The following is a 19,088-nucleotide window of genomic DNA, read 5'->3' on the forward strand; positions in this document are numbered from 1 at the left end:
CGTCGTTGAGTTCTCAACAGCGGTGGTCACGCGCGATAGGCAACTGCGCAATGTGGTCGCCAAAACGCCCGCGAGATCAAAGGCGCGGTCGTGCATCAGGTGCTCGGCAAATTCGACCTAAAGCTATGAGGGCCTCCCGAAGGAAGACCTCGTCGATCGGCCTAGCCCCTCACAAAAAGGCTGTGACCGCTTCTTTCGAGGACGGGCTGTCTGGATCAGCCATTGGCGAATGAGCTGCCGTCAACTGCCCTTCGCGCTGTCTGTGCGGAGGATCGTAAGGATGGAGATCCAAGCGAACAGTCGTATACCGCAATTCATGCGTTCGCGTTGCGGACGTCATTGAAGTCAGCGGTCAACCACCACTCATAGGCCGGACGAATAGATGGTGATCAGAGCGAACTTTCAAGTGGCCCTTGTGCAACGTAGGCTATCGACATCCGTTCCCCGCCGACGATCGGACCTTCGCTGCGTCACACTCGAATCCAGATCGCGAAACAGGCTGTAATTCCGTCGGATCCATTGATGCAGCTCGGTGGACCAGTCCTTCTCGTTGCGCAGATATCCAGTGAAGGAAAAGCTAAGCCGGTCTATATATCGTTTGAGGAACAGCGGAAGTGCGGGAATCCGAATCACCCGCTCGTGATCCATCGCTTCCGGTAATTCGCCGCGCAGCACGAATTCATTGTGGACGGTGACCAGCGACGCAGGCGGAATTCGCCGCCGCAGCATTTCATAACCGCGAAAGGAGATGCGGTCTGCGCCCGCGACGAAGAGGATGATAGGGGCGACATAGCAGCGCGCCGTCTCCTTCATGAAGCCTATCTCCTCGCACATCTTGAAGAATTCGTCGAAGGCGTGAAAGCCGAGGTCAATTACCTTGGGTACCCGATCGTGGATGATCAGAGGGTCCATCAGCTGCATCTTGCCGTAAGTGTCGATCACATCCGCGGTCTCCGTGATGTTGGGGAGGTAGTCGAGCAATGACGGCTCTTTCAAGTTCACATCGAACGATAGCGTTGCGCCGTTTTTCAGCAGCAAGAACTCGCTCATAGCCCGAGCGATGAGGGTTTTACCGACCTGCGGGCTAGGAGAGCAGATGATGTAGATGGGGGTCGCTAACATAGCCAGCAGATCAATTTCGTTCCGTACGTAGGCCCGACCGGAGCTCGCCGGATATGACGCTACTTTTCGCCGGCCCGGGTAGCGGACTTGGCCCCCGCCAATTCCGTCAAGTTGATGCGATCGAATTCGCTCCAGACATTTGCCAGCCAGTGCCGGACATAGCCGCGCAGCACGAAGGAGTTGTGCGCGGGTTCATCGTTCCGTCCCTTGTTTGCCACGAAGTCTATGAATGGGACGGATGCGACTTCCACCTGCTCATAGGCCATCTCGTTGAGCTTCGGTATGGTCAGCTCAGTCGCATGTTTGATGCGGTGAAAATAGGAATTATAAGTCGCTTGATCCCACTGGAAGAATTGAGTGTCGTTGATGAAGTTCTTGACGAGGTAGTACTTTGCGCCGCTCATGAAAGTCGCGGTTTCCGCGATCTCGTCTAGCGAAGCGATGGATGATCCCAGGATGTGGAACACGGCAAATGTGATCTGGCCAGACCGTGCCGAGTCCAGAAAGCCGATGTCGCGCAAGGAAGCTAACGCAGAAGACAGTAGTCCTGCTCGAGCATCGATGACAGTGACGGATAGCCCTGAGTTCAAGGTATCGAAGATCTTCATCTGGTCCGCCGTCGTGGTCATGTCGACGATCTCAGTGATCTCGGGATAAAAGCGCTTCAGCGTTCCGCGGGGCGACTCTGTGTCGAATGCGCGTGTTTGCACGTTGTTGACGCTGAAGTAGTCCAGTAGCGTTCGTGATACGGTCGTCTTGCCGACTCCTCCCTTGTCCGCGCCGACCACAATTACAACTGGCTTCACCATAAAAACATCTCCTGAGACACTCGCTGTTGCCGCGCGCAAAGTGCGCAATCGGCGCGTCTCTGCTTTGGGCGCGATCATGGCAGAAAGAAGGGGCAATGAACCTTCGATGCTGGAGCTCTGCAACTGATAAACGTTTTCAACATTAAGCGAGTGACGTGGTCCGATGATGCAGGCCTGAGAATGGAAGTAATCACTTGTATTGGTGATCTACGTGAGGTTTGTGGGCAGCTGGAACCGCGGGCCAAGAATCAACTGTCCGCCTGTGGTGATCGTTGTGATGCCATAGGTTATCTATGGATGCCGTCGCTGCCGCTATCTACTTTTCATGAAGCGACGGAAACTAACGTAGCGTCAGATTGCGAAGCTTGATGAAAGCGCAAGTCAAGGCGATGCGACGCGGTGCGGCTATGGCTTGGCAGACCACAAAGCCCTGCTGGATTAGATGGTCGTCTCTTCGGCCGAGAGCGTAGCGGCTGGTTAATTCCTGAAAGATGACCCTGAACGACCGAGCTCTCACTCTCACTCTGGTGATGAATGTCGGGATACGCGAAGGCTGAAGCGCGTTCGTGACGCAATAGCAACCATGCATCGCTCTGCGGCGAGATTATCGGGCAACGGAGAACAAGATCGAAGCCGGAGCGGGGCGCCGGCGGACGGCGCAGCATCGGTGGGGAAGCGATATCGGACGTCCGAAAGAAGCGCGCGTCTGGTGGCCGGCACGGCGATCTTTGTCTTGGACACAGAGATCGCCGAGCGACGTCCTATGGATCGAGAAGGACTTAGTGGAATGAACGATAGCCATGGCGGGTGCGTACTCTCGTTGGCCGTTTACTTGAAGCGGCAGACAGTGTACGCACCGGTTTTAAAGCGCCCACTTTGGCTAACCTGAAGATTCAACCCGGATTGTCGCCTTGTTTAAACTCGTTTGCGCAAAAAGCGGCTTCGAGCGGCCGCATGGTAGCTGCCTAACGACGGAATATCTCGACGAGCTAAAGGCGGGTGCTAGATGCACTCTGCGCGCAAGAGCGATGCGCTTGCTAAGCGGCCGGCGCTGCTAGAAAGTTTAATTGCGCGGCGTTGTCGGCCCGGCGTCTAGCTGATCGGCGCCTGGCGGGGGTGTGGTCCCCGATGGCATGGTGGTGCGCTGCGCGGCGTCCTTCGAGGAGCGGCCGACGATAACGGTGAGCAGACCCTCGCCCCACAGCCGCTGCGCTGCTCTCTTGGCGTCTTCCAGCGTCACCGCATCGACCACGGCATGCTGCTTTTCGAAATAGTCGATGGGCAGCTTGTCAAGCTGATTCTGCAGTAGCGTTCGCGCAAGCTTTGATGATTTGTTGAGAGCCACCTGTTGCGAGCCCTTCAGGTAGGACTTTGCGTCATCGAGTTCCTGCTGAGTAGGTCCTTTGTCGGCGATATGGCGGACCTGCTTCTCGATTTCTTCGACCGTTTCGCCGGCACGATTGGCGCAGGTCCCGCTGCTGCCGAGAAACATGGCTGAATGGTCCAACCAGACAAGGTGCTCACGGACGAAATAGGCCAGTCCGCGCTTCTCGCGGACTTCGCGGAACAGGCGGGACGTAAGGCCGGCGTCGCCGAGGATGTGGTTGACGATATAGGCGGCCATGAAATCCGGCTCGCTCCGACGGACGGCTGGCCCCCCAAAAGTCACAACTGTCTGCGGCACATCGCACCGAATGAAGACCGGTTGCGGCGGCTTTGCTGCGATGACTTCGGCAACCGGCATCGCTTCTGCGTTGCTCGGCAGGCTGCCAAAGGTCTTGTCGAGCAGCTTGCAGACGACCGCTGGATCGACGTCGCCGACAACAGCGATTTTGAGCGTGTCTTTTGCGATCACGCGTCGGACATAACCCTTGAGATCCGCGACCTCGATCTTCGGCACGCTTTCCAGCGAGCCTTCGGCTGGGCGAGCATAAGGATGATCCCCAAACGCGACTTCGAGGAACTTGCGATGAGCCAGAGACGAAGGATCGGTCGAGGCGTGCCGAAGGCGCGCAAGTACACTAGCACGGGTCCGTTCGACGTCGGCCGAGTCGAAACGCGGCGAGGTTAGCGCCGTTCGTAAAAGCTCGAAGGCCTCGTCCGCGTTGTCGTGGAGCGTGCGCAAGGCACCGCGGAAGTGATCAGGGGTCACATGAAAACCCAACTCAATGGCACGACGGTCTAGCCGCTGATGAAAGGTCTTGAAGTCAAAGTCGCCGGAACCTTCCTTGAGCAGGCCAGACACCATGTGACCGACGCCAGGTTTTTGAGCGGGGTCCTGAGTCGCGCCGCCGGTGAAGGCATATTCCATCGTGATCAATGGGACGGTAGAATCCTGCACGAACCAGGCTTCTATACCGCAAGACGAAACTAGGCGCTTGATCCTGGGTCGGCCAAGTGACCCCGCGGCGGCAACCGACTTTGGCGAAGCGAGCATAGCGAGGGAGAGCGACGCTCCGCCGAGAAGGATCGGATAAATCACTAGGGCTTCTCCCAGTGTTGTGGAGTAGACTCTTTGATGAGATAGCCGGTCACCGCTCGTTTCTTGTCGAGCCATTTCCGCACGGCCTCGTGCACCTGCTGTGCACCGACAGCGCGGATGTCGTCCGGCCAGCGTTCAATATCCTCGATGCGCAGTCCCGTCGTCAGGCCGCGGCCATACCGGTGCGCGAGCATTTCCCGACTGTCCTGGGCGTAGGTGACTTGCGCAATCAGCCGCGTCTTCGCCCGCTGCAGATCTTCGGTGCTCACGGGATTACGGGCAATGTCGGCGATTACCTCGTCGATGGAGTGCTCGATCAGGCTGAGGTGGACGCCAGGTTTTGGTATGGCGGAAATCTCGAATCGCGAGGGGTCGAGTGCGGCAGATTGGTAGCTCGCTTTGGCAGTGACCGCGAGCTGCTTTTCGACGACAAGCGAGAGATGGAGATATGAGTTGACACCGCCGCCCATCAACTGCTCGAGCACCTCAAGCGCCGGACCCTCCCCCGCGGCCGCGGTGCGAGCCGGCGGTACGAGATAATAGCGGTGCAGGGCTGGCTGCTCGACGCGGGAATCGGCCAACGTCACTCTGCGCTGCGCGGCCGGCGTCGGCTCCTGCGGCCGCAGGCGTTGCAGGGGAATCGAGGGTTGCGCGGGGATGCCGCCAAAAGTCTCCTTCACCAGCGAGGGCATTTCCTTGGTGGTTACGTCGCCAGCGACAATCAGGATCGCGTTGTTGGGTGCATAGAAGCGCTTGTAGAAGGTAAGCGCGTCCTCGCGGCTAAGCTTTTCGATTTCCTGGCGCCATCCAATAATGGGGTGGCCGTAGGGGTGGTTGAGGTAAAGCGCCGCCATCATCTGCTCAGCAAGCCGGGCACCTGGTTGGTTGGCGATGCGCATATTGAATTCCTCCAGCACGACGTCGCGCTCGGACAGCACATCCTCGTCGTTGAAAATGAGACCAGTCATGCGGTCGGCTTCAAATTCCATCATCTTGCCGAGGTGCTCGCGAGGCACGTGCTGGAAGTAGCTGGTGAAGTCGAATCCGGTAAAGGCGTTCTGATAGCCGCCGGCGCGCAGCACGGCCTTGCGGAACTCATCCGCCGGATGTTTGGATGTGCCCTTGAACATCAGGTGTTCGAGGAAATGCGCAAGCCCCGATTTGCCAGGCGGTTCGTCCGCGGAACCGACCTTATACCAAATCATCTGAGTCACGACGGGTGTGCGATGATCCGGGATCACGACGACCTGCAGGCCGTTCTGGAGCGTGAAGCTTGCTGGTCGATCTGATTTGACCGTGCCGGCAGAGACGCTAGCCTCGTCAGGAAGGTATAAGCCGGTGCCATTCTCAGTTGTGCGCTCGACCGCCGGGGCGGTGCGCGTCGTCGACTCCGAGGCTTCAGCGGCGGTGCCTGCCGCCTTGCCGGTGACCGAAAGCCGGTTCTTCATGGCATCGCCTTTCGTTCCATAGTGGTCATTATGGTAGAAAATCCGACATGGCGGGGAGCCGCGCCTCGTCTTGGCAAACAGTGGAGCAAAAACCGGACCAATCGCCGGACTCGCGTACGCAACGGCACAGAACAACGTTGCGCACAACGCGTCAGGAGAACTTCGCGTCCAATGGAGACTTCAGGTCAATCGAGCGCGATATGACGTCGGCACAACACCCGGCAGGCTCGCCATCACACATCTCGCTCTAGAAGATGAGTAGCTTGACAATATTTATCATGGCCGCGAGCTGGGAGTCGGCGAGCAGCTCCTTGGAGTACACTGCGCCGAAGTAGTCCAGGACGAAGGTGCCAGAATAGCGTAGATTATCGGTCGAGCGGATTAGGTTATCCAGTGCGAGCCTGACCTCACCAAAGTCGATCTGGCCAATCGCTCTTCATGTGGTGCGTGTACGCTCTACATAAAGTCATAGTCATCATCATACAGATCGTTCGCGGGCTTTGCCACACTTTCGGTACACTTGGCATTGCTGCTATTGTCTTCAGTCGCGGCAAGATACAAAGGCGGTTTACCCGCTCGCTGCCATTTGCCTTCTTTGTTCTTCCATTTGTCCTCGTGCTTGGTGGGATCGAGCACCATCATCGAGTCACTTACCTCAAGAAAGCCCAACGCTGCTGCGCGGGCTTTCGCTTCCGGATTGGAAGAGTGGGAGAGAACGAGCGGTTCGTTACCGTCGATCTGGAGCTGATGTTCAAGCAAGATATCGCCCGCGTTATCGACGAGCGGATGGGTAACCCGGAAAGCTGTCGTTGAGGTGATTTGATCTCGCCCAGGAAATTGTTTGCGCCAATCATTGTTGCCCTTGAACAGCTCGCTCATGCGACCTCCGGGTTCCGTTCTGAGAAGCCCGACGCTCTTATTCCCGAGCTGATAGCTGAAAAATCGCGCTTTCTCCGAAATAGACTTGGTGCCGAAGCGAAACGCAGTGTCCGCTGTGCGTTGAGCCTTTTGGGACACCCAGCGAGAGTATCGCTGCGGATTAGCAGCAATATCCTCTATGTCTGCTCCATAAAAGTCCACCAGCTTCCTCTCGAATGAAGATCTTGAGATTTCAACGACCGGCGGCTCTTCAACCATCGCGTATGGCGGAACTGCCGGCGAACTTGCATCAGGAGAGGAGATCGATGGCGCCAAATTCAGAGTAGAGAATACATCCGAGAACCTTTGGCGATCCGTGTAGGAGGAAGAGTCATCGGTCGCGCTCGTTCTCATTTCATCGGGCTCGGAAGCACGTTCGCTACTAGATAGATTGACGGTGTGCTGAAACATAACACTTTCCATTTGTATCGACGGGGGCTGCGCCGGTTGAGGTTCCGCGTTCATAGTAAGCCGAGCTGTCGGCAAGCTGAGCATCACTTCGCTATTCCGCCCCGCTCTTTATCGCCACGCTATCTTGAACGAGCCAATGCGTTCCGGCCGCCCGCCTGCGGTGCTGGGCTGGCATCGCCGGCCTCCGTCTTGCGTTCAAGGGCGAGGGACAGTCCGAAATTGTTGCGCAGCATCGGGTTTGCGGGTTCCGCTGCGAGAGCTTGGCGGTATAGTTCTTGGGCCTCCTGATGGCGGCCCTCGTGATCGAGAACAACCGCTTTGGCATTCAATGCGCGCAGGTCGCCAGGGGCTGCCAGTAATACGCCGTCGAGCACCTCGAGCGCATCATTCGGACGGTTGGCTGCCAGCAGGGCTCGCGCAAGAGGAATCGCCGCATCGATGTTGTTCGGCTGTTGCTTCAATGCATCGCGCAGAGCCCCTTCATCAGGATCTCGGCCCAGCGCGTGCGAAATGCGCTCGCGCACCGCAGGGTCGATCTCTTCGCTGTGTGCGAGGTCAGATGTGGACGTCTGCTGCGGTGAAAGGCTATGTTTATCCCCGGCAGCGCAGCCAGCGAGCAGCACACTAGCCAGCATCGCAAGCAGAGCCGGCCGCGGCCCTGGACTGGCGCAGCACAAATACCGGCGGCGCCTGATTCTATTTGATCTCATAGGTTACTCACGAGGAAGCGCTGCCCATTCTTAGTTTGCAGCTGTGAGAAGCGAGGAAGGCGCCTTTGGAAGCTTGACGGATCCAATCGGTTGGACCGTGAAGTCGGCGGCGAGATCTTGATACGATAGAACAGGCAGGTCGATCCCGTTGCGCGTGAGAAAACCGCGTACGAAACGCCGGATATCCATCGACCCAAGGACGACAGGCTGGCTCTTACTTTGCGCGATGGTCGCATGGATCTGACGAAATTGTGCAAGCAGCTTTTCGCTCTGCCATTCATCCAAGACGAGGTATGGGCCGACGGCAGTTTCCCGTACTGCGCCGCGGATGATTTCCTCGCTCTCGCGCTCGATGATAAAGGCGACCACGACGCGATGGGCGTTCGCATACCGAAAGCAGATTTGCCGCTTTAAGGTAGCACGAACGTATTCGGTGAGCAGGACGGCGTTTTGCTCGCGCTCGCTCCATTCTGCCAATGCCTCCAGGAGCAAGCGGGTATTGCGGATTGGAATGCCTTCATCGAGCAATCGGCGCAGGACCTCGGCGATCCGAGGGACGGTGGCCGTACGCAGCACCTCCTTCACCAGGTCAGGATATTCCTGCTCCATCCGGGCGAGCAATTGGCGGGTTTCCTGGATACCCACCAGGCGCTGTGCATAGCGTGTCAATGTGGAATGGAGACGTAAGGCAAGAACTTCGCTCAGCCGATGATATCCGATTCCGGCGGCCTTGAGGGCCGCTGCATGCCGTTCCTCGATCCAGACCCGATTCGTTTCCGGGTCTTGCTGAAAGGGGATGCCGCTCAACTCGATGTTGGCCACATCGTCGTTGAGCACCAGGTGCCCGGGATTGATCACATCGCGCTCAACCGGCACGCTATCGACATCCACTCTGAATTGCGACGAGGACAAGCTCTCGCCGATCTGGGCCGGGATGCGCGGAATGGTGATGCCAAGGTCCGCCGAGACGAGCCTTGAAACACGCGAAATGCTCTCTTCCAGCTCGTCTTTGTCGATCGAATCCGTCAGGTTCGGTGCAAGGAACAACGCGATCGGAAGTGCTTCCGTATGTACGGGCTGCTTCTGGGCCGCTGCGGGAGCCGGCGCCGAAGCAGCGACGCTAGCTCCTATTTTAGCGGCAGGCTTGTCGCCTTTGGTGCCGACCTTGACGAAGCTTGCCGCAGCGAACAGGACGGCCAGCACGAAAAACGGGGGCAAAGGAAAGCCGGGAACGAGCCCCATGAATACCAAGACGCAGGCGGCTAGCCTAAGCGCCTGCGTACTTGCGGTAAGTTGGTGAACGATATCGGCGCCGAGTTTGAGCTTGGAGGGCCCGTTGACGCGCGTGACAATGGTCGCAGCGGTAATTGACAGCAGCAACGCCGGAATCTGCGAAATGAGCGCATCACCGATCGTCAAAAGCGTATATTGATGCAGCGCCTCATCGAGCGACATACCTTTTGAGAGCAGACCGATGCTGATTCCGCCCAGCATATTGATGCAGATCACGATTAGCCCGGCGATCGCGTCTCCCTTAACGAACTTCATGGCACCATCCATCGCGCCATGAAGTTGACTCTCTTGCTCCAAGGCGGCACGTCGGCGACGTGCTTCGTGCTGATCGATGTGGCTGTTGCGCAGTTCCGCATCGATCGCCATCTGTTTGCCTGGTAGCGCGTCAAGGGTGAAGCGCGCAGACACCTCTGCGACGCGTTCGGCACCCTTGGCAAGAACCATGAATTGCACCATGGTCACGATCAAGAATATGACGATTCCGACCGCGATATTCCCTGAAATGACGAAGTCGCCGAATGTGTGAATGATGCTGCCGGCGTCGCCCTCGGCAAGGATCAGCCGCGTTGTTGCTATCGTTAGCGCCAGTCGGAAGACGGTGGAGATCAGGATGACGCCCGGTAAGGACGAAAAATCAAGCGGTGTGGTGAGATAGAGGGCAACCATCAGCAGCAATATGGCAAACCCAAGATTGAAGCCGATCAGCATGTCGATCACGATGATTGGGATTGGCATGATCATCATGCCGATCGCCAGAAGCAGCATCAAGGCAACCATGAAATCCGGGTGGGCCGGAGCGCGCACGATGAAGTCACGCAAGACGTTGGCCATGATAGATCCCTATTGCTTTTTGATGAGGGCCCTGCCCGCGCGCAGTGACACATAGCGCTGGAAGACCTCGCGAGCCTCGGGCATGCGGCCAGCGTGACGCAGGGCGTGGCTGCGCAACAGGGTCATCGGTATGCGGGAAGAGGGTTGCGTATCGAGTGCGTCCAGCCGGTCCAACACGTGGAGTGCTTCGTCGCCAAGGCTCTCGGAGATTAGCGTGTAAGCTAGGATGCGGAGTAAGCCGACGTCGTTGGAATGCTCGCGAGCTGCAATTCGCAACAGAGCCAGACTCTGTGCGCTCTGCCCGCACGCGAGATGTACATACGAGAGCGCACAAAGCAGGTCGCGCTCCGGCCCGGAGATCGACAGAATATCGCCGGATTTGGAGACTTCTGGCTCCAGGGGAGCGGGCACATGCTGCAATCCATCAGGATCGACCATGGCTAGCCCTTGATTAAGCTGTTTTGATTTTGCCGGAGCATTAATAGCCGCTGTAGTTCCTGCTGCAGGATTGCCAAACATTCTCGCGCCGTTTTGTCATTCGGCGTCGCCTCCAACGTTCGCGTCAAGCGCTCCAGAAGAACACCATGCTTGTCGGCGCGCAGTACGTCCGGATGACGGAGGCGTGGAACGACGAAGGAGAGTAGTCCGCGGGACAGATTGGGACCATAGAGCGAAGCCAATACCGCGCGCGGATCTAGCTCATTTGCTCCTGCTTCGCTTTCGAATAGAGTGACGCGCTGGATGGCGCCGACGGAGTTGACCTCGAGCGCCGCTTCGCTCGCACCATCAATTGGCAGATCATGCGAAACCGCATCCCGCCACGACGCGCGCTTCGTGCCGCTATCCGCATGGACGCCTCCGACTTCGAGTTTATCACCTCGCGAGGGAGGCGAGCCGATGAGCGGTGCGTGCTGGCCCGCATCTAATCCCTGCGATGAGGTGCCGGGCCCTACAGAGTGCTGGGGCAGCCTAGCCATCGCCTTCTCCTTCTTTCTTGCAGGGTAGAGACCTTAGTATGGCAAAGCGGCAGATCGGCCGTTGCGACTGAGCAGAACACGTCCATCCTCAATTCGATCAACGGTCCATCCATTACTTAAGAGCGCGCCGACGAAATACTTCTGTCCGGCAATAAGCAGATAAGGTTCGCTTCCGCGCCAGACGGCTTGGACAGCAATCGAAGACGGCATCTTCTCCTCTTTCACCGTGACAGCATTCACAAGGGTCGTGGTACCGTTGGTTTGACGATCGAACCATTGCTGGATTTCTTTCCATTTTGCGACGAGGTTCGGCGCAATTGTGCCTTCCGCGGTCACAACGCCGGGGCCGCGCCCGATCTTAACGTCAAGAAGGCCCGCTCGTTCGATTTCTTGCCGCAGCGATAGGGCCATTTCATCAGCAGCTCTCGGATCGAAATGATCGACGGTTGGCTTAGTGGCAATCTCGACGGCGCGCGACGACTGGGTACTTGGCACCACCGCTCTATCGCCGGGGGAGAGGATAATTGAGACGGTGCCGATCACGACAGAGCTGAGCAGAACCAGGCTGAGTGCGATGATCGAGCTGCGAGAGCGCTTGCTCGAAGCAAGTGGCTGGACATCCTCTGTCGACCAGCGGATGGACATCGCGCCAGCATGAATGACCGCGGGTAGGGGCACTCTGACGCTCTCACCTGAAGTGATGCTCGCGAGGCCGTCTATGCTGATATTGGCGGCGAGCGCCTCGACCTCGATCGAATCGCGCTGCGCGATGATCCGAAGGTGATGCGGTTCAAGCCCTTGTTCAACGAAGATCATGTCGGCATCGAGGCCGCTGCCAACAATGCTTTCGCCGCCCGCTGCCTTTCCCTTGAGCCCGGTATAGAGCCCCGAAAGCACCTCGAACTCGAGCGAAACAGAGTCGTTCACGATAACCTCCTGAATAACGAGAGAAGCCGTACGGCAGTGCCGTACGGCTCATCCAGATTTCGTCATTCACAGCGCGGCGACGGTAGCAACGCGGTGAGCCACCCGTCTTGCAGAACTACTGAACGCGCTCGTCGGCGACCTTCTTCTCGGACGAGAGTTCGGTCGTGATTCGACGCATTGCCACGGCCTGGGCCTGAACTTTCTGGCTAACACGCTCGAATTCAGCCATCTGGTTCTGGAAGCCCGTATCGCCCGTCGGCTGGGCACCAGCAGCGCCGCCATTTCCGCCAACATTGTCAACTGCCATGTCTACTTACCTTTCTGTTAGGATAACCTTGGTTCTGACTTGTTACGAGTTGTGGGCCGGCGAGATGATCGCAGGAATCGAAAGGAACATGGGCGTACCGCCGAGCGTGCTGAGCCCAAGGTTCAGCTCCGGGCTCTTGCTGAGAGTATCTGACTTGGGTTGTACCTCGCTCTTGTCGCCGGCGTCTTTGTCGTCTGCGGCCTTATAGTGGTTACCCTCGTCGGGCACCAAGGTGTGGACCACCTTGTCAAAGACCTTGTCCACGGTCCCGCCCAGTGCCGAACCAATGGCCGCTCCGGCAGGGCCGCCAAGGTATCCGCCGGCAGCGCTTCCGATCATTTCTCCGATCATCGCATTCTCCTATCCTCGTCTTGTTGCGCTCAATAGACGACTGCTCGCCTAGATTTCAGCGGCCTCATGCTAGGGGCGCTAGCTTTCGAAAAGCTGACGAGTCTCATGTTGAGGCGAGTGGGTTGATCTTTTGCGGCAGCCTTGCATCTGCTCGCAATCACCGGCTCGCCGGGCGTTCCCAGCCCGCCTATAATCGGCTTGGGTCAAGGCCGGGTTGGATGGTGCTTAGCTGCGCGTTCAGGAATGAGTTTACCTTGCGGACCCTGCACAGGCTCGTGGCCTGCCGGATAGAGCGCGGAAGCGGGATAAGGTCATAGAGTTGTGCGGGTCTCAGTCCGCGCTTGACTCGCTTGGCTAACATGGGCGGCTTGCGAAAAGTCGGGTTCCGCGAAGATCCCAATGCCGGAGAGACTGGTGCGCGCGCGTGCTCAACCGATGGATCGCTCCTCGCAGATGATGTGCACGACCGGCGGGAGCGCTGATTGCTCGGTGAGGATGGGATGACTCGTTGATAACCGCAGACGTGGCGTATCGCGAAGACATAGGGGCACATCTGGTACCAGACGATTCTTGCGGACAGGAGCGTTGAAGCTTGCGATACAGCTTAGCGAAGGATGCGTCTCGCACATGCGATCGATGTCAAAGTGCGTGCGGCTTCGCTCGCTCATCGTCGTCAGCTTTTCGACAGGTATTCGGGCTACAGTCTTTGTGAGTTAAATGCGCGTGATGTGATCGTGCGGTTGCCGTGGTGCGGCGAGAGGAAGATCTCATTAGGGCTGGTGGTTCTGGCAAGAGAAGCAGTCGTTCGTTCGGATGAGCTAATGGTGCGTTCTCATGCAAATCGAAGCTGCGTACCTTGGTTGACTATGCGTAGCGCTCGCAGTTTTACAGATTTCGTCTATGCAACAGGAGTAAACTAAATGCCGTATCTTCCCGTGGCCGGTCTTCCGGTGGTGGGCGCGCCCGACTCGATGAATGGAGTGGTGCCAGAAGGCGCGGTTGTCACTCCCGCCTTCAACGCCTTGTTGGGACAGTATGCTCCGGCGAGCTACCAGTACCTACCGGTAGCCTCACCAGCCCTCGTCAGTTCGGTCGCCGTTCCCGTCGTCGTGACGCCAGCCGTCGTTACGACCCAAGCGTACATGATGGCGCCTCCTCCTCCCACCATGCTGATGAGCCAGCTGAATCAAAATTCTGAGCCTGCTGTGGATCCGGTGTGGACGCATGAGGTCAAGGATGGCAAGGCCACGATCAACCTTGGGGACAAGTACACGATTACGGCCGATGAAAAGGATGGCACCTGGACAGTTCGCAACAACCAGACTGGTCATGTCACGGTAATTCATGGTGATCCCCACGTTGATGCCGACGGAGACGGCAAAGATGACTTCGATTTCAAAAAGGATATGACGTTTCAGCTCGACGACGGCACGAAAATTACTGTCAATAACGTCGACTACGGTAATGGTGAGGCCATCTCTTCAAAGCTTACCATTACGAACGGCCATAACGCGATGGTTGTCGAGGGGCTCGGCGACGACAAGGATGGCAAAAACAATCTAAGGGTGACGCAGTCCAATGCTGGTATGACGCTTGACGAGCTGACGTCCGATGGTGCCCAAACGATCCATGAGAGTGGCCAAGGCTGGGTCGATGGGGCCGGACGCGCGGTGAATCAGGCGAGCATCGATGCAGGCGAACAAGGGCGCGGGCCTGGTAACTACCAGTATGCAACCGCAGCGCCTGCCTCTACCGCCCCCGTCTTCTTCGTTCCTCCGCCGCCGCCGCCTCTTGCGATGGTGCCTGTTGCGGTCGCCCAGGCACCGACGCAGTCGTCTCAGCCGGCGCCAGTCTGGTCGCATGAGGTCAGGGGCAGCAGGGCCGAGATCAAGCTTGGTGATAAGTATTCGATGCTGGTGGACGAACGTGACGGAACGGTGCTCATTCGCAACAATCAAACGGGCAAGATCACAGCGATCCACGGCGACCCCCACGTCGATGCCGACGGTGACGGCAAGATCGATTTTGACTTCAAAAAGAACATGACCTTCCAGCTCGACGACGGCACGAAAATTACCATCGACACCGTTGATATCGGCAACGGCAAAACGATGGCCTCGAAGCTGACCATTACCAACGGCGACAATGCCATGGTCGTCGAAGGGCTTGGAGACCGCTTCGACGGTAAGAACAACCTTAAGGTGACGCAGTCAAATGCGGGCCGTACGCTTGATCAGCTGACTTCGGATGGAGCCCAGACGATTTATGAACAACCAGGCTCGGGCTGGGTCGATCGGTCTGGACGCCAGGTTAACCAGGCGATCATCGACAGCAATGAGAATCCAGGCACACCGTCGGACGCTTGAGTTGGCCGCAAGCCTGGCGAAGCGTTCTCAGCTTGTCGGGTAAGTCACTGAAGCGGGCGTTAGCGCCCGCTTTTCGTGTTCGGCGAGGCAGATGAAGATAGTAGGTGCGGCGGCGTATCGATCTGGATCGCCGCTCTCATCTCGCGATCGGGGCTGTCTAAGCTTGGGCGCCAATCGTACCGACAGACCAGCCATGACCTCACTGATCAGGTACCCGCAACATTTTTCGATGCTGGTCTCAGCGGTCCAGGAGCTGTGCTGGTATGCGCGCAGCGAGCGCCAAAGCTGCCGACTTTATGATCTCAGAGGGTCTCTCTGACGCCCAATTTCGCGGGCGGCTGCAGAACCGATCCAGGACAGCCAGCTGACGGAATTGATCATCAATGGGGAAGCGGTTGGTTCCGCTTGAAACCTGCTGACTGAAAAGCACTCGATGAATCCGCATCGAAGAGTGGCGTATGCCCGCCTAAGCTAGACGCTGCGGCGTCTTCCGAGAGTTCCCAGTGCGATCGGATTGCGACCGGCCGCACCGCCAACCTGGAGGATCACCTAAGACGCGTCTAGCGGCTGGTTTGCCAAGTCGGCTGCTTCGCCCGGTCGTTCTCGGTTCGGCTTGCCTTCCGAAGAGTCTTCCCTGTGCGCGTCTGATAATCCGGGCCTTCACCCATCATCTAGCTCGCTCATAGCGTCATCCATATCTGACTGGGAATCGCTTATGACCTGGGTGGCGACGGCAACCAGAGCCTTTTCGAAGGCTCGCTGCAACAATGCTGCGGGCGAGTTGTCGCCGCCGTTCGCGGCGTTGTCGGTGTTTGTGCCAGCTTCTGGCGCCGTTGCTGCGATATCGGCTGTGCCTGTGTCCATGTCATAAAACCCAGATAGCGGCGGCGCCGCGAGATGACCTATTCCCGCCGTTCTAGCAGGGACAGCTTGCAAGAAGCTGACGAAGAGTGAGGCTGGATTAATGCTGTGATTCCTGCGCTCAGTGATCTCGGGTGGCTCCGCGCCTTTGGAGTTTGATGCGCAAAGGACGGTGCCGGTTCGAATCATTCGGCCGCTGTTGTCTCCAGGAACATCGGCGCGCATCGGTCCGTCTCCAGGCGCGACTGAGGGCCAGTGGATCGGATGGGCATCTGCGCTCGGCTGCCGTAGAGAGCTGGCCTCTGTCTCACGATACGAGCTAAAAAGCTATCGACGGAGGTGCGCCTTGCCCGGCTTCTGAAACAGGCCATCGCGTGCAAGTGGCTGCTTTGGCCCGGCTGCAAAAAGGAGATGAGAGACCTTGGGGTGCCGAACAGAGTTTTCGCGGATCAATCCGTCGATCTCTGATGATCATGCTTTGGATGATCCGCGGGCATACGTCACTGAGAGCTGTTATCAGCAGGCCGTTACCGCCGGATGCTAGAGTCCTCGTTTTGCGAATGATCAATCGTTCGCCAAGGAACGGCGGACAAGCGGCAGAGCAAGCACTTCGATGTTGAAGGTGCTCAGGGGGTCGGTCATACCCTGACTCTCCTGATCCGGAACGCCCTTACCCTCATCTCGACGGCATGATCGTCTCGCGGTGCTCTTAAATCGCACCGTACTCGCGGGTCCGGCGCGCCAGACCTGATTCGCAGCTAAATTGCGATGTTCTTCTCCGCGGGCCATTGTGTTCTCAGCGGACCATTGAGAACTGTTTCACGCATTCGGCTCGCGCGGTCTTTGATTTGGCCGCTACCCCTCGCGAGCTGGTCTGGCACTTAGGAGTGGCCGGAAAAGAGAAGGGTGGCCGCGAATACCCGCCGGCAAGCTCGCCTCTCACCAGGTGTCCTGCTATCTCTGAGTCTTTGTCGGCCCCGCGGAGATCGCCCTTCCGTTGCACGGCTGCAGCCGTTAGGGGATGGGCGGACCTTCCGCATCTAGAGGTTGGTCTTGCCCTCCCTCTTCAGGCCAAAGGGTCGGATCTAGCGAAGGTGTGAGACGAATGAAGTCCTCCTCTCTCCATTCGGCCGTATGAGGCACGCCGAGAATGGCGAAAACTGTTGTCGGGTTGTCTTTGCTTGGCTTCACTCCGCTGCGCTCCAGCATGTCCATCTGAGCGCCGGTGGCTGTTTGAGGCGTAAACACCCAATAGTCTTTGGCGAGATGTCCGTCCCACATACGGAACTCGGAAAGTTCTGGCGGAGCTGCGGAAGACCCAGGTTGGGCCGGTCCCGCCTGCAATGGCCGGGCATGGGAGGGGCCGGCGTGCGACGGCTCACCCTGAAAAGGGGCGGTGTGCGATGGTCCTGCATGCGATGGGCCCGCTTGTGGCTCACTGTGCCGTGGCTCGGCATCAGACGGGTCGACATCCAGATTCTTCCATATCAGATCTTGATCGAAGCCGGGATGTTCCTCGATCGCCTGAGCGATGGTCTGCGGCGAGAGATGCTGCCCGCCGTTTTCCGGCTCAGGCGCGGCGACAGCCGCAGGCGCGGCATTTAGATTATCCTGCCAACCCGAGTCTGGCGAATGGGGATGCGCTAAATCTTCGTAAGGCGGATACAGGTGTCCGGTATCAAAGTATGGAGAGTAGGGATGGCCCGCGTCCAGATAGGCTGAATAAGCCTCGCCCTGCAGCAGTGGATGGGCGACGCCCTGCGCCAAAGCGGGAGCCTGTGCGTCGCTGAGCTGCCGGTCGAATTCGGTTGCATCTGAAGCCGTCCGTGCTGCGTCGGGCTCCGGGCTCGTATTCGCCGGGGCGACTGCATTGAAATCCACCCTGTTCCTCCTTCCAACTGATGACGCGCATCGAGTTACGCGAAGCCTCGGCTAGCTCGGAAGCACACGTGCGGAGGCCCTGACCTTGCCCCCGGGGCTTAATCCAGTTTGAAGTTCGTTCTGGCCCACGACGAGGACCAGAGCATGAAGCGTAGCCGCTTTACGGAAGAGCAGATTATCGGGATCTTGAAGGAGCACGAGGCCGGGGTGTCGGTCGCCGATCTATGCCGCAAGCACGGCGTGAGCGACGCCAGCATCTACAAATGGAAGGCCAAGTACGGCGGGATGGACGTCTCCGAGGCCAAGCGGCTGAGGACGCTGGAGGACGAGAACACGAAGCTGAAGCGGCTCCTGGCTGACGCCATGCTGGACAATGCGGCGTTGAAGGACCTTTTGGGAAAGAAGTGGTGACGCCCGCGGCCAAGCGGAAGGCTGTCGCGCATCTCGTGGATGCCCACGGGATGAGCGAACGGCGGGCGTGTAAAGCCATCGGCTGCTGCCGCATGACCATGAGATATCGGACGACCCGAGCGGATGATGCCGGCGTTCGCCAGCGCATGAAGGCGATCGCCCAGGAGCGCCGCCGCTTCGGCTATCGGCGCCTGCATGTTCTGCTCAAGCGGGAGGGCTTTGCGATCAACCACAAGAAGCTATTCCGGCTGTACCGGGAAGAGAAGTTGGTGGTGCGCCGCCGTGCCGGCCGCAAGCGGGCGATCGGGACTCGGGCGCCGATGACGGTGCCGATGGCACCGAACGACCGCTGGTCACTGGACTTCGTCTCCGATCAGCTCACGGATGGCCGCCGCTTCCGCATCTTGACCGTGGTCGATGACTGTACCCGCGAGTGCTTGGCGCTGGTGGCCGATACCTCGCTCTCCGGGGCCCGGGTGGCGCGGGAGTTGGATCGGCTGGTCATGGAGCGCGGCAAGCCAAAGATGGTGGTCAGCGACAACGGCACCGAACTTACCAGCAACGCCATCCTGACCTGGGCCGATCGGAGCCGCGTCGCCTGGCATTATATCGCTCCGGGCAAACCCATGCAGAATGGCTTCATCGAAAGCTTCAACGGTCGGCTCCGGGATGAATTGCTGAACGAGACGCTGTTCACGTCGCTGGCTCAAACCCGCGTCGCGCTCGGATGCTGGCGCGCCGATTATAACTACACACGACCGCACTCACAGCTCGGATGGAAGACACCCTCCGAGTTCGCCTTTACCTGCCACCCGCGCCGGGATCTGGCGCTGCGCTATGCCGATGGCTCCGCGCCAGCTCCCGTCGCTACCACCGCCCAACTGGGCAAATCCAATGGCTTGAGCGAACTCAGAACTGGATAAAATCTGGGGGCAAGGTCAGCCCACATTGATTTTTAATACTCGCGCCGCCTGCAAAGACAG

The 19,088-nt window shown here is 58.4% G+C and carries 16 protein-coding genes; 2 read left to right on the forward strand and 14 right to left on the reverse strand.

The window, feature by feature from the left end:
* Positions 1-402 precede the first annotated feature (402 nt).
* The 12 genes from ABIA40_RS00695 to ABIA40_RS00750 form a co-directional block, all read right to left on the reverse strand.
* The gene (locus ABIA40_RS00695) at positions 403-1,122 is read right to left on the reverse strand and encodes a hypothetical protein (RefSeq protein ID WP_036014859.1); all 720 of its coding nucleotides are present in this window, start codon (positions 1,120-1,122) and stop codon (positions 403-405) included.
* 59 nt (positions 1,123-1,181) lie between these two features.
* The gene (locus ABIA40_RS00700) at positions 1,182-1,931 is read right to left on the reverse strand and encodes a hypothetical protein (RefSeq protein WP_036014946.1); all 750 of its coding nucleotides are present in this window, start codon (positions 1,929-1,931) and stop codon (positions 1,182-1,184) included.
* Between the two features lie 1,063 nt (positions 1,932-2,994).
* Positions 2,995-4,368 carry a M16 family metallopeptidase gene (locus ABIA40_RS00705; protein ID WP_404546118.1) on the reverse strand — a complete coding sequence of 458 codons (1,374 nt, stop codon included), beginning with the start codon at positions 4,366-4,368 and terminating at the stop codon, positions 2,995-2,997.
* 44 nt (positions 4,369-4,412) lie between these two features.
* Entirely contained in the window at positions 4,413-5,861 is a 1,449-nt protein-coding gene (locus ABIA40_RS00710) for a M16 family metallopeptidase (RefSeq protein ID WP_404538163.1), read from the reverse strand.
* 456 nt (positions 5,862-6,317) lie between these two features.
* Entirely contained in the window at positions 6,318-7,190 is an 873-nt protein-coding gene (locus ABIA40_RS00715) for an Effector protein NopP (protein ID WP_404538166.1), read from the reverse strand.
* A 119-nt stretch (positions 7,191-7,309) separates the two neighbouring features.
* On the reverse strand, positions 7,310-7,813 hold the full coding sequence (locus tag ABIA40_RS00720) for a tetratricopeptide repeat protein (protein WP_225124640.1): 504 nt from the start codon (positions 7,811-7,813) through the stop codon (positions 7,310-7,312).
* 117 nt (positions 7,814-7,930) lie between these two features.
* Complete coding sequence (gene sctV / locus ABIA40_RS00725) at positions 7,931-10,024, reverse strand: type III secretion system export apparatus subunit SctV (RefSeq protein WP_036014853.1); 2,094 nt, start codon at positions 10,022-10,024, stop codon at positions 7,931-7,933.
* 9 nt (positions 10,025-10,033) lie between these two features.
* On the reverse strand, positions 10,034-10,462 hold the full coding sequence (locus tag ABIA40_RS00730) for a tetratricopeptide repeat protein (RefSeq protein WP_404538170.1): 429 nt from the start codon (positions 10,460-10,462) through the stop codon (positions 10,034-10,036).
* Between the two features lie 2 nt (positions 10,463-10,464).
* Entirely contained in the window at positions 10,465-11,001 is a 537-nt protein-coding gene (locus tag ABIA40_RS00735; RefSeq protein WP_225124637.1) for a hypothetical protein, read from the reverse strand.
* Between the two features lie 33 nt (positions 11,002-11,034).
* Positions 11,035-11,928: a hypothetical protein gene (locus ABIA40_RS00740; protein ID WP_036014848.1), complete on the reverse strand. Its 894-nt coding sequence runs from the start codon at positions 11,926-11,928 to the stop codon at positions 11,035-11,037.
* Positions 11,929-12,043: 115 nt separating this feature from the next.
* The gene (locus ABIA40_RS00745; RefSeq protein ID WP_036014847.1) at positions 12,044-12,235 is read right to left on the reverse strand and encodes a hypothetical protein; all 192 of its coding nucleotides are present in this window, start codon (positions 12,233-12,235) and stop codon (positions 12,044-12,046) included.
* Positions 12,236-12,277: 42 nt separating this feature from the next.
* Complete coding sequence (locus ABIA40_RS00750; RefSeq protein ID WP_404538173.1) at positions 12,278-12,586, reverse strand: hypothetical protein; 309 nt, start codon at positions 12,584-12,586, stop codon at positions 12,278-12,280.
* Between the two features lie 920 nt (positions 12,587-13,506).
* Between ABIA40_RS00750 and ABIA40_RS00755 the strand changes: the two genes are divergently transcribed.
* Positions 13,507-14,952, forward strand: a complete 1,446-nt coding sequence (locus ABIA40_RS00755) for a DUF1521 domain-containing protein (protein ID WP_225124634.1) — start codon at positions 13,507-13,509, stop codon at positions 14,950-14,952.
* Between the two features lie 660 nt (positions 14,953-15,612).
* On the opposite strand, the gene ABIA40_RS00760 is transcribed toward ABIA40_RS00755, so the two are convergent.
* Together ABIA40_RS00760 and ABIA40_RS00765 are read right to left on the reverse strand one after the other, a co-directional pair.
* Positions 15,613-16,038: a hypothetical protein gene (locus tag ABIA40_RS00760; protein WP_225114932.1), complete on the reverse strand. Its 426-nt coding sequence runs from the start codon at positions 16,036-16,038 to the stop codon at positions 15,613-15,615.
* A 789-nt stretch (positions 16,039-16,827) separates the two neighbouring features.
* Positions 16,828-17,694: a hypothetical protein gene (locus ABIA40_RS00765; protein WP_404538177.1), complete on the reverse strand. Its 867-nt coding sequence runs from the start codon at positions 17,692-17,694 to the stop codon at positions 16,828-16,830.
* 144 nt (positions 17,695-17,838) lie between these two features.
* Between ABIA40_RS00765 and ABIA40_RS00770 the strand changes: the two genes are divergently transcribed.
* Positions 17,839-19,028, forward strand: a protein-coding gene (locus ABIA40_RS00770; RefSeq protein WP_225174769.1) for an IS3 family transposase whose coding sequence is annotated in 2 segments (ribosomal slippage) — positions 17,839-18,088 and positions 18,088-19,028 — 1,191 coding nt in all. Because the reading frame shifts where the segments join, the coding sequence is not laid out codon by codon here.
* Positions 19,029-19,088 lie beyond the last annotated feature (60 nt).

The sequence above is a fragment of the Bradyrhizobium sp. USDA 223 genome, from assembly GCF_044909005.1.
Lineage (GTDB): Bacteria > Pseudomonadota > Alphaproteobacteria > Rhizobiales > Xanthobacteraceae > Bradyrhizobium > Bradyrhizobium yuanmingense.

Excerpts from the sequence above, each read along its gene's own strand:
- ABIA40_RS00755 (WP_225124634.1), top strand. The coding sequence starts at position 13,507 with ATGCCGTATCTTCCCGTGGCCGGTCTTCCGGTGGTGGGCGCGCCCGAC.
- ABIA40_RS00730 (WP_404538170.1), bottom strand. The coding sequence starts at position 10,462 with ATGGTCGATCCTGATGGATTGCAGCATGTGCCCGCTCCCCTGGAGCCA.
- ABIA40_RS00695 (WP_036014859.1), bottom strand. The coding sequence starts at position 1,122 with ATGTTAGCGACCCCCATCTACATCATCTGCTCTCCTAGCCCGCAGGTC.
- ABIA40_RS00700 (WP_036014946.1), bottom strand. The coding sequence starts at position 1,931 with ATGGTGAAGCCAGTTGTAATTGTGGTCGGCGCGGACAAGGGAGGAGTC.
- ABIA40_RS00735 (WP_225124637.1), bottom strand. The coding sequence starts at position 11,001 with ATGGCTAGGCTGCCCCAGCACTCTGTAGGGCCCGGCACCTCATCGCAG.
- ABIA40_RS00750 (WP_404538173.1), bottom strand. The coding sequence starts at position 12,586 with ATGATCGGAGAAATGATCGGAAGCGCTGCCGGCGGATACCTTGGCGGC.
- ABIA40_RS00715 (WP_404538166.1), bottom strand. The coding sequence starts at position 7,190 with ATGTTTCAGCACACCGTCAATCTATCTAGTAGCGAACGTGCTTCCGAG.
- ABIA40_RS00710 (WP_404538163.1), bottom strand. The coding sequence starts at position 5,861 with ATGAAGAACCGGCTTTCGGTCACCGGCAAGGCGGCAGGCACCGCCGCT.
- ABIA40_RS00745 (WP_036014847.1), bottom strand. The coding sequence starts at position 12,235 with ATGGCAGTTGACAATGTTGGCGGAAATGGCGGCGCTGCTGGTGCCCAG.
- ABIA40_RS00705 (WP_404546118.1), bottom strand. The coding sequence starts at position 4,368 with ATGCTCGCTTCGCCAAAGTCGGTTGCCGCCGCGGGGTCACTTGGCCGA.
- sctV (WP_036014853.1), bottom strand. The coding sequence starts at position 10,024 with ATGGCCAACGTCTTGCGTGACTTCATCGTGCGCGCTCCGGCCCACCCG.
- ABIA40_RS00760 (WP_225114932.1), bottom strand. The coding sequence starts at position 16,038 with ATGCGCGCCGATGTTCCTGGAGACAACAGCGGCCGAATGATTCGAACC.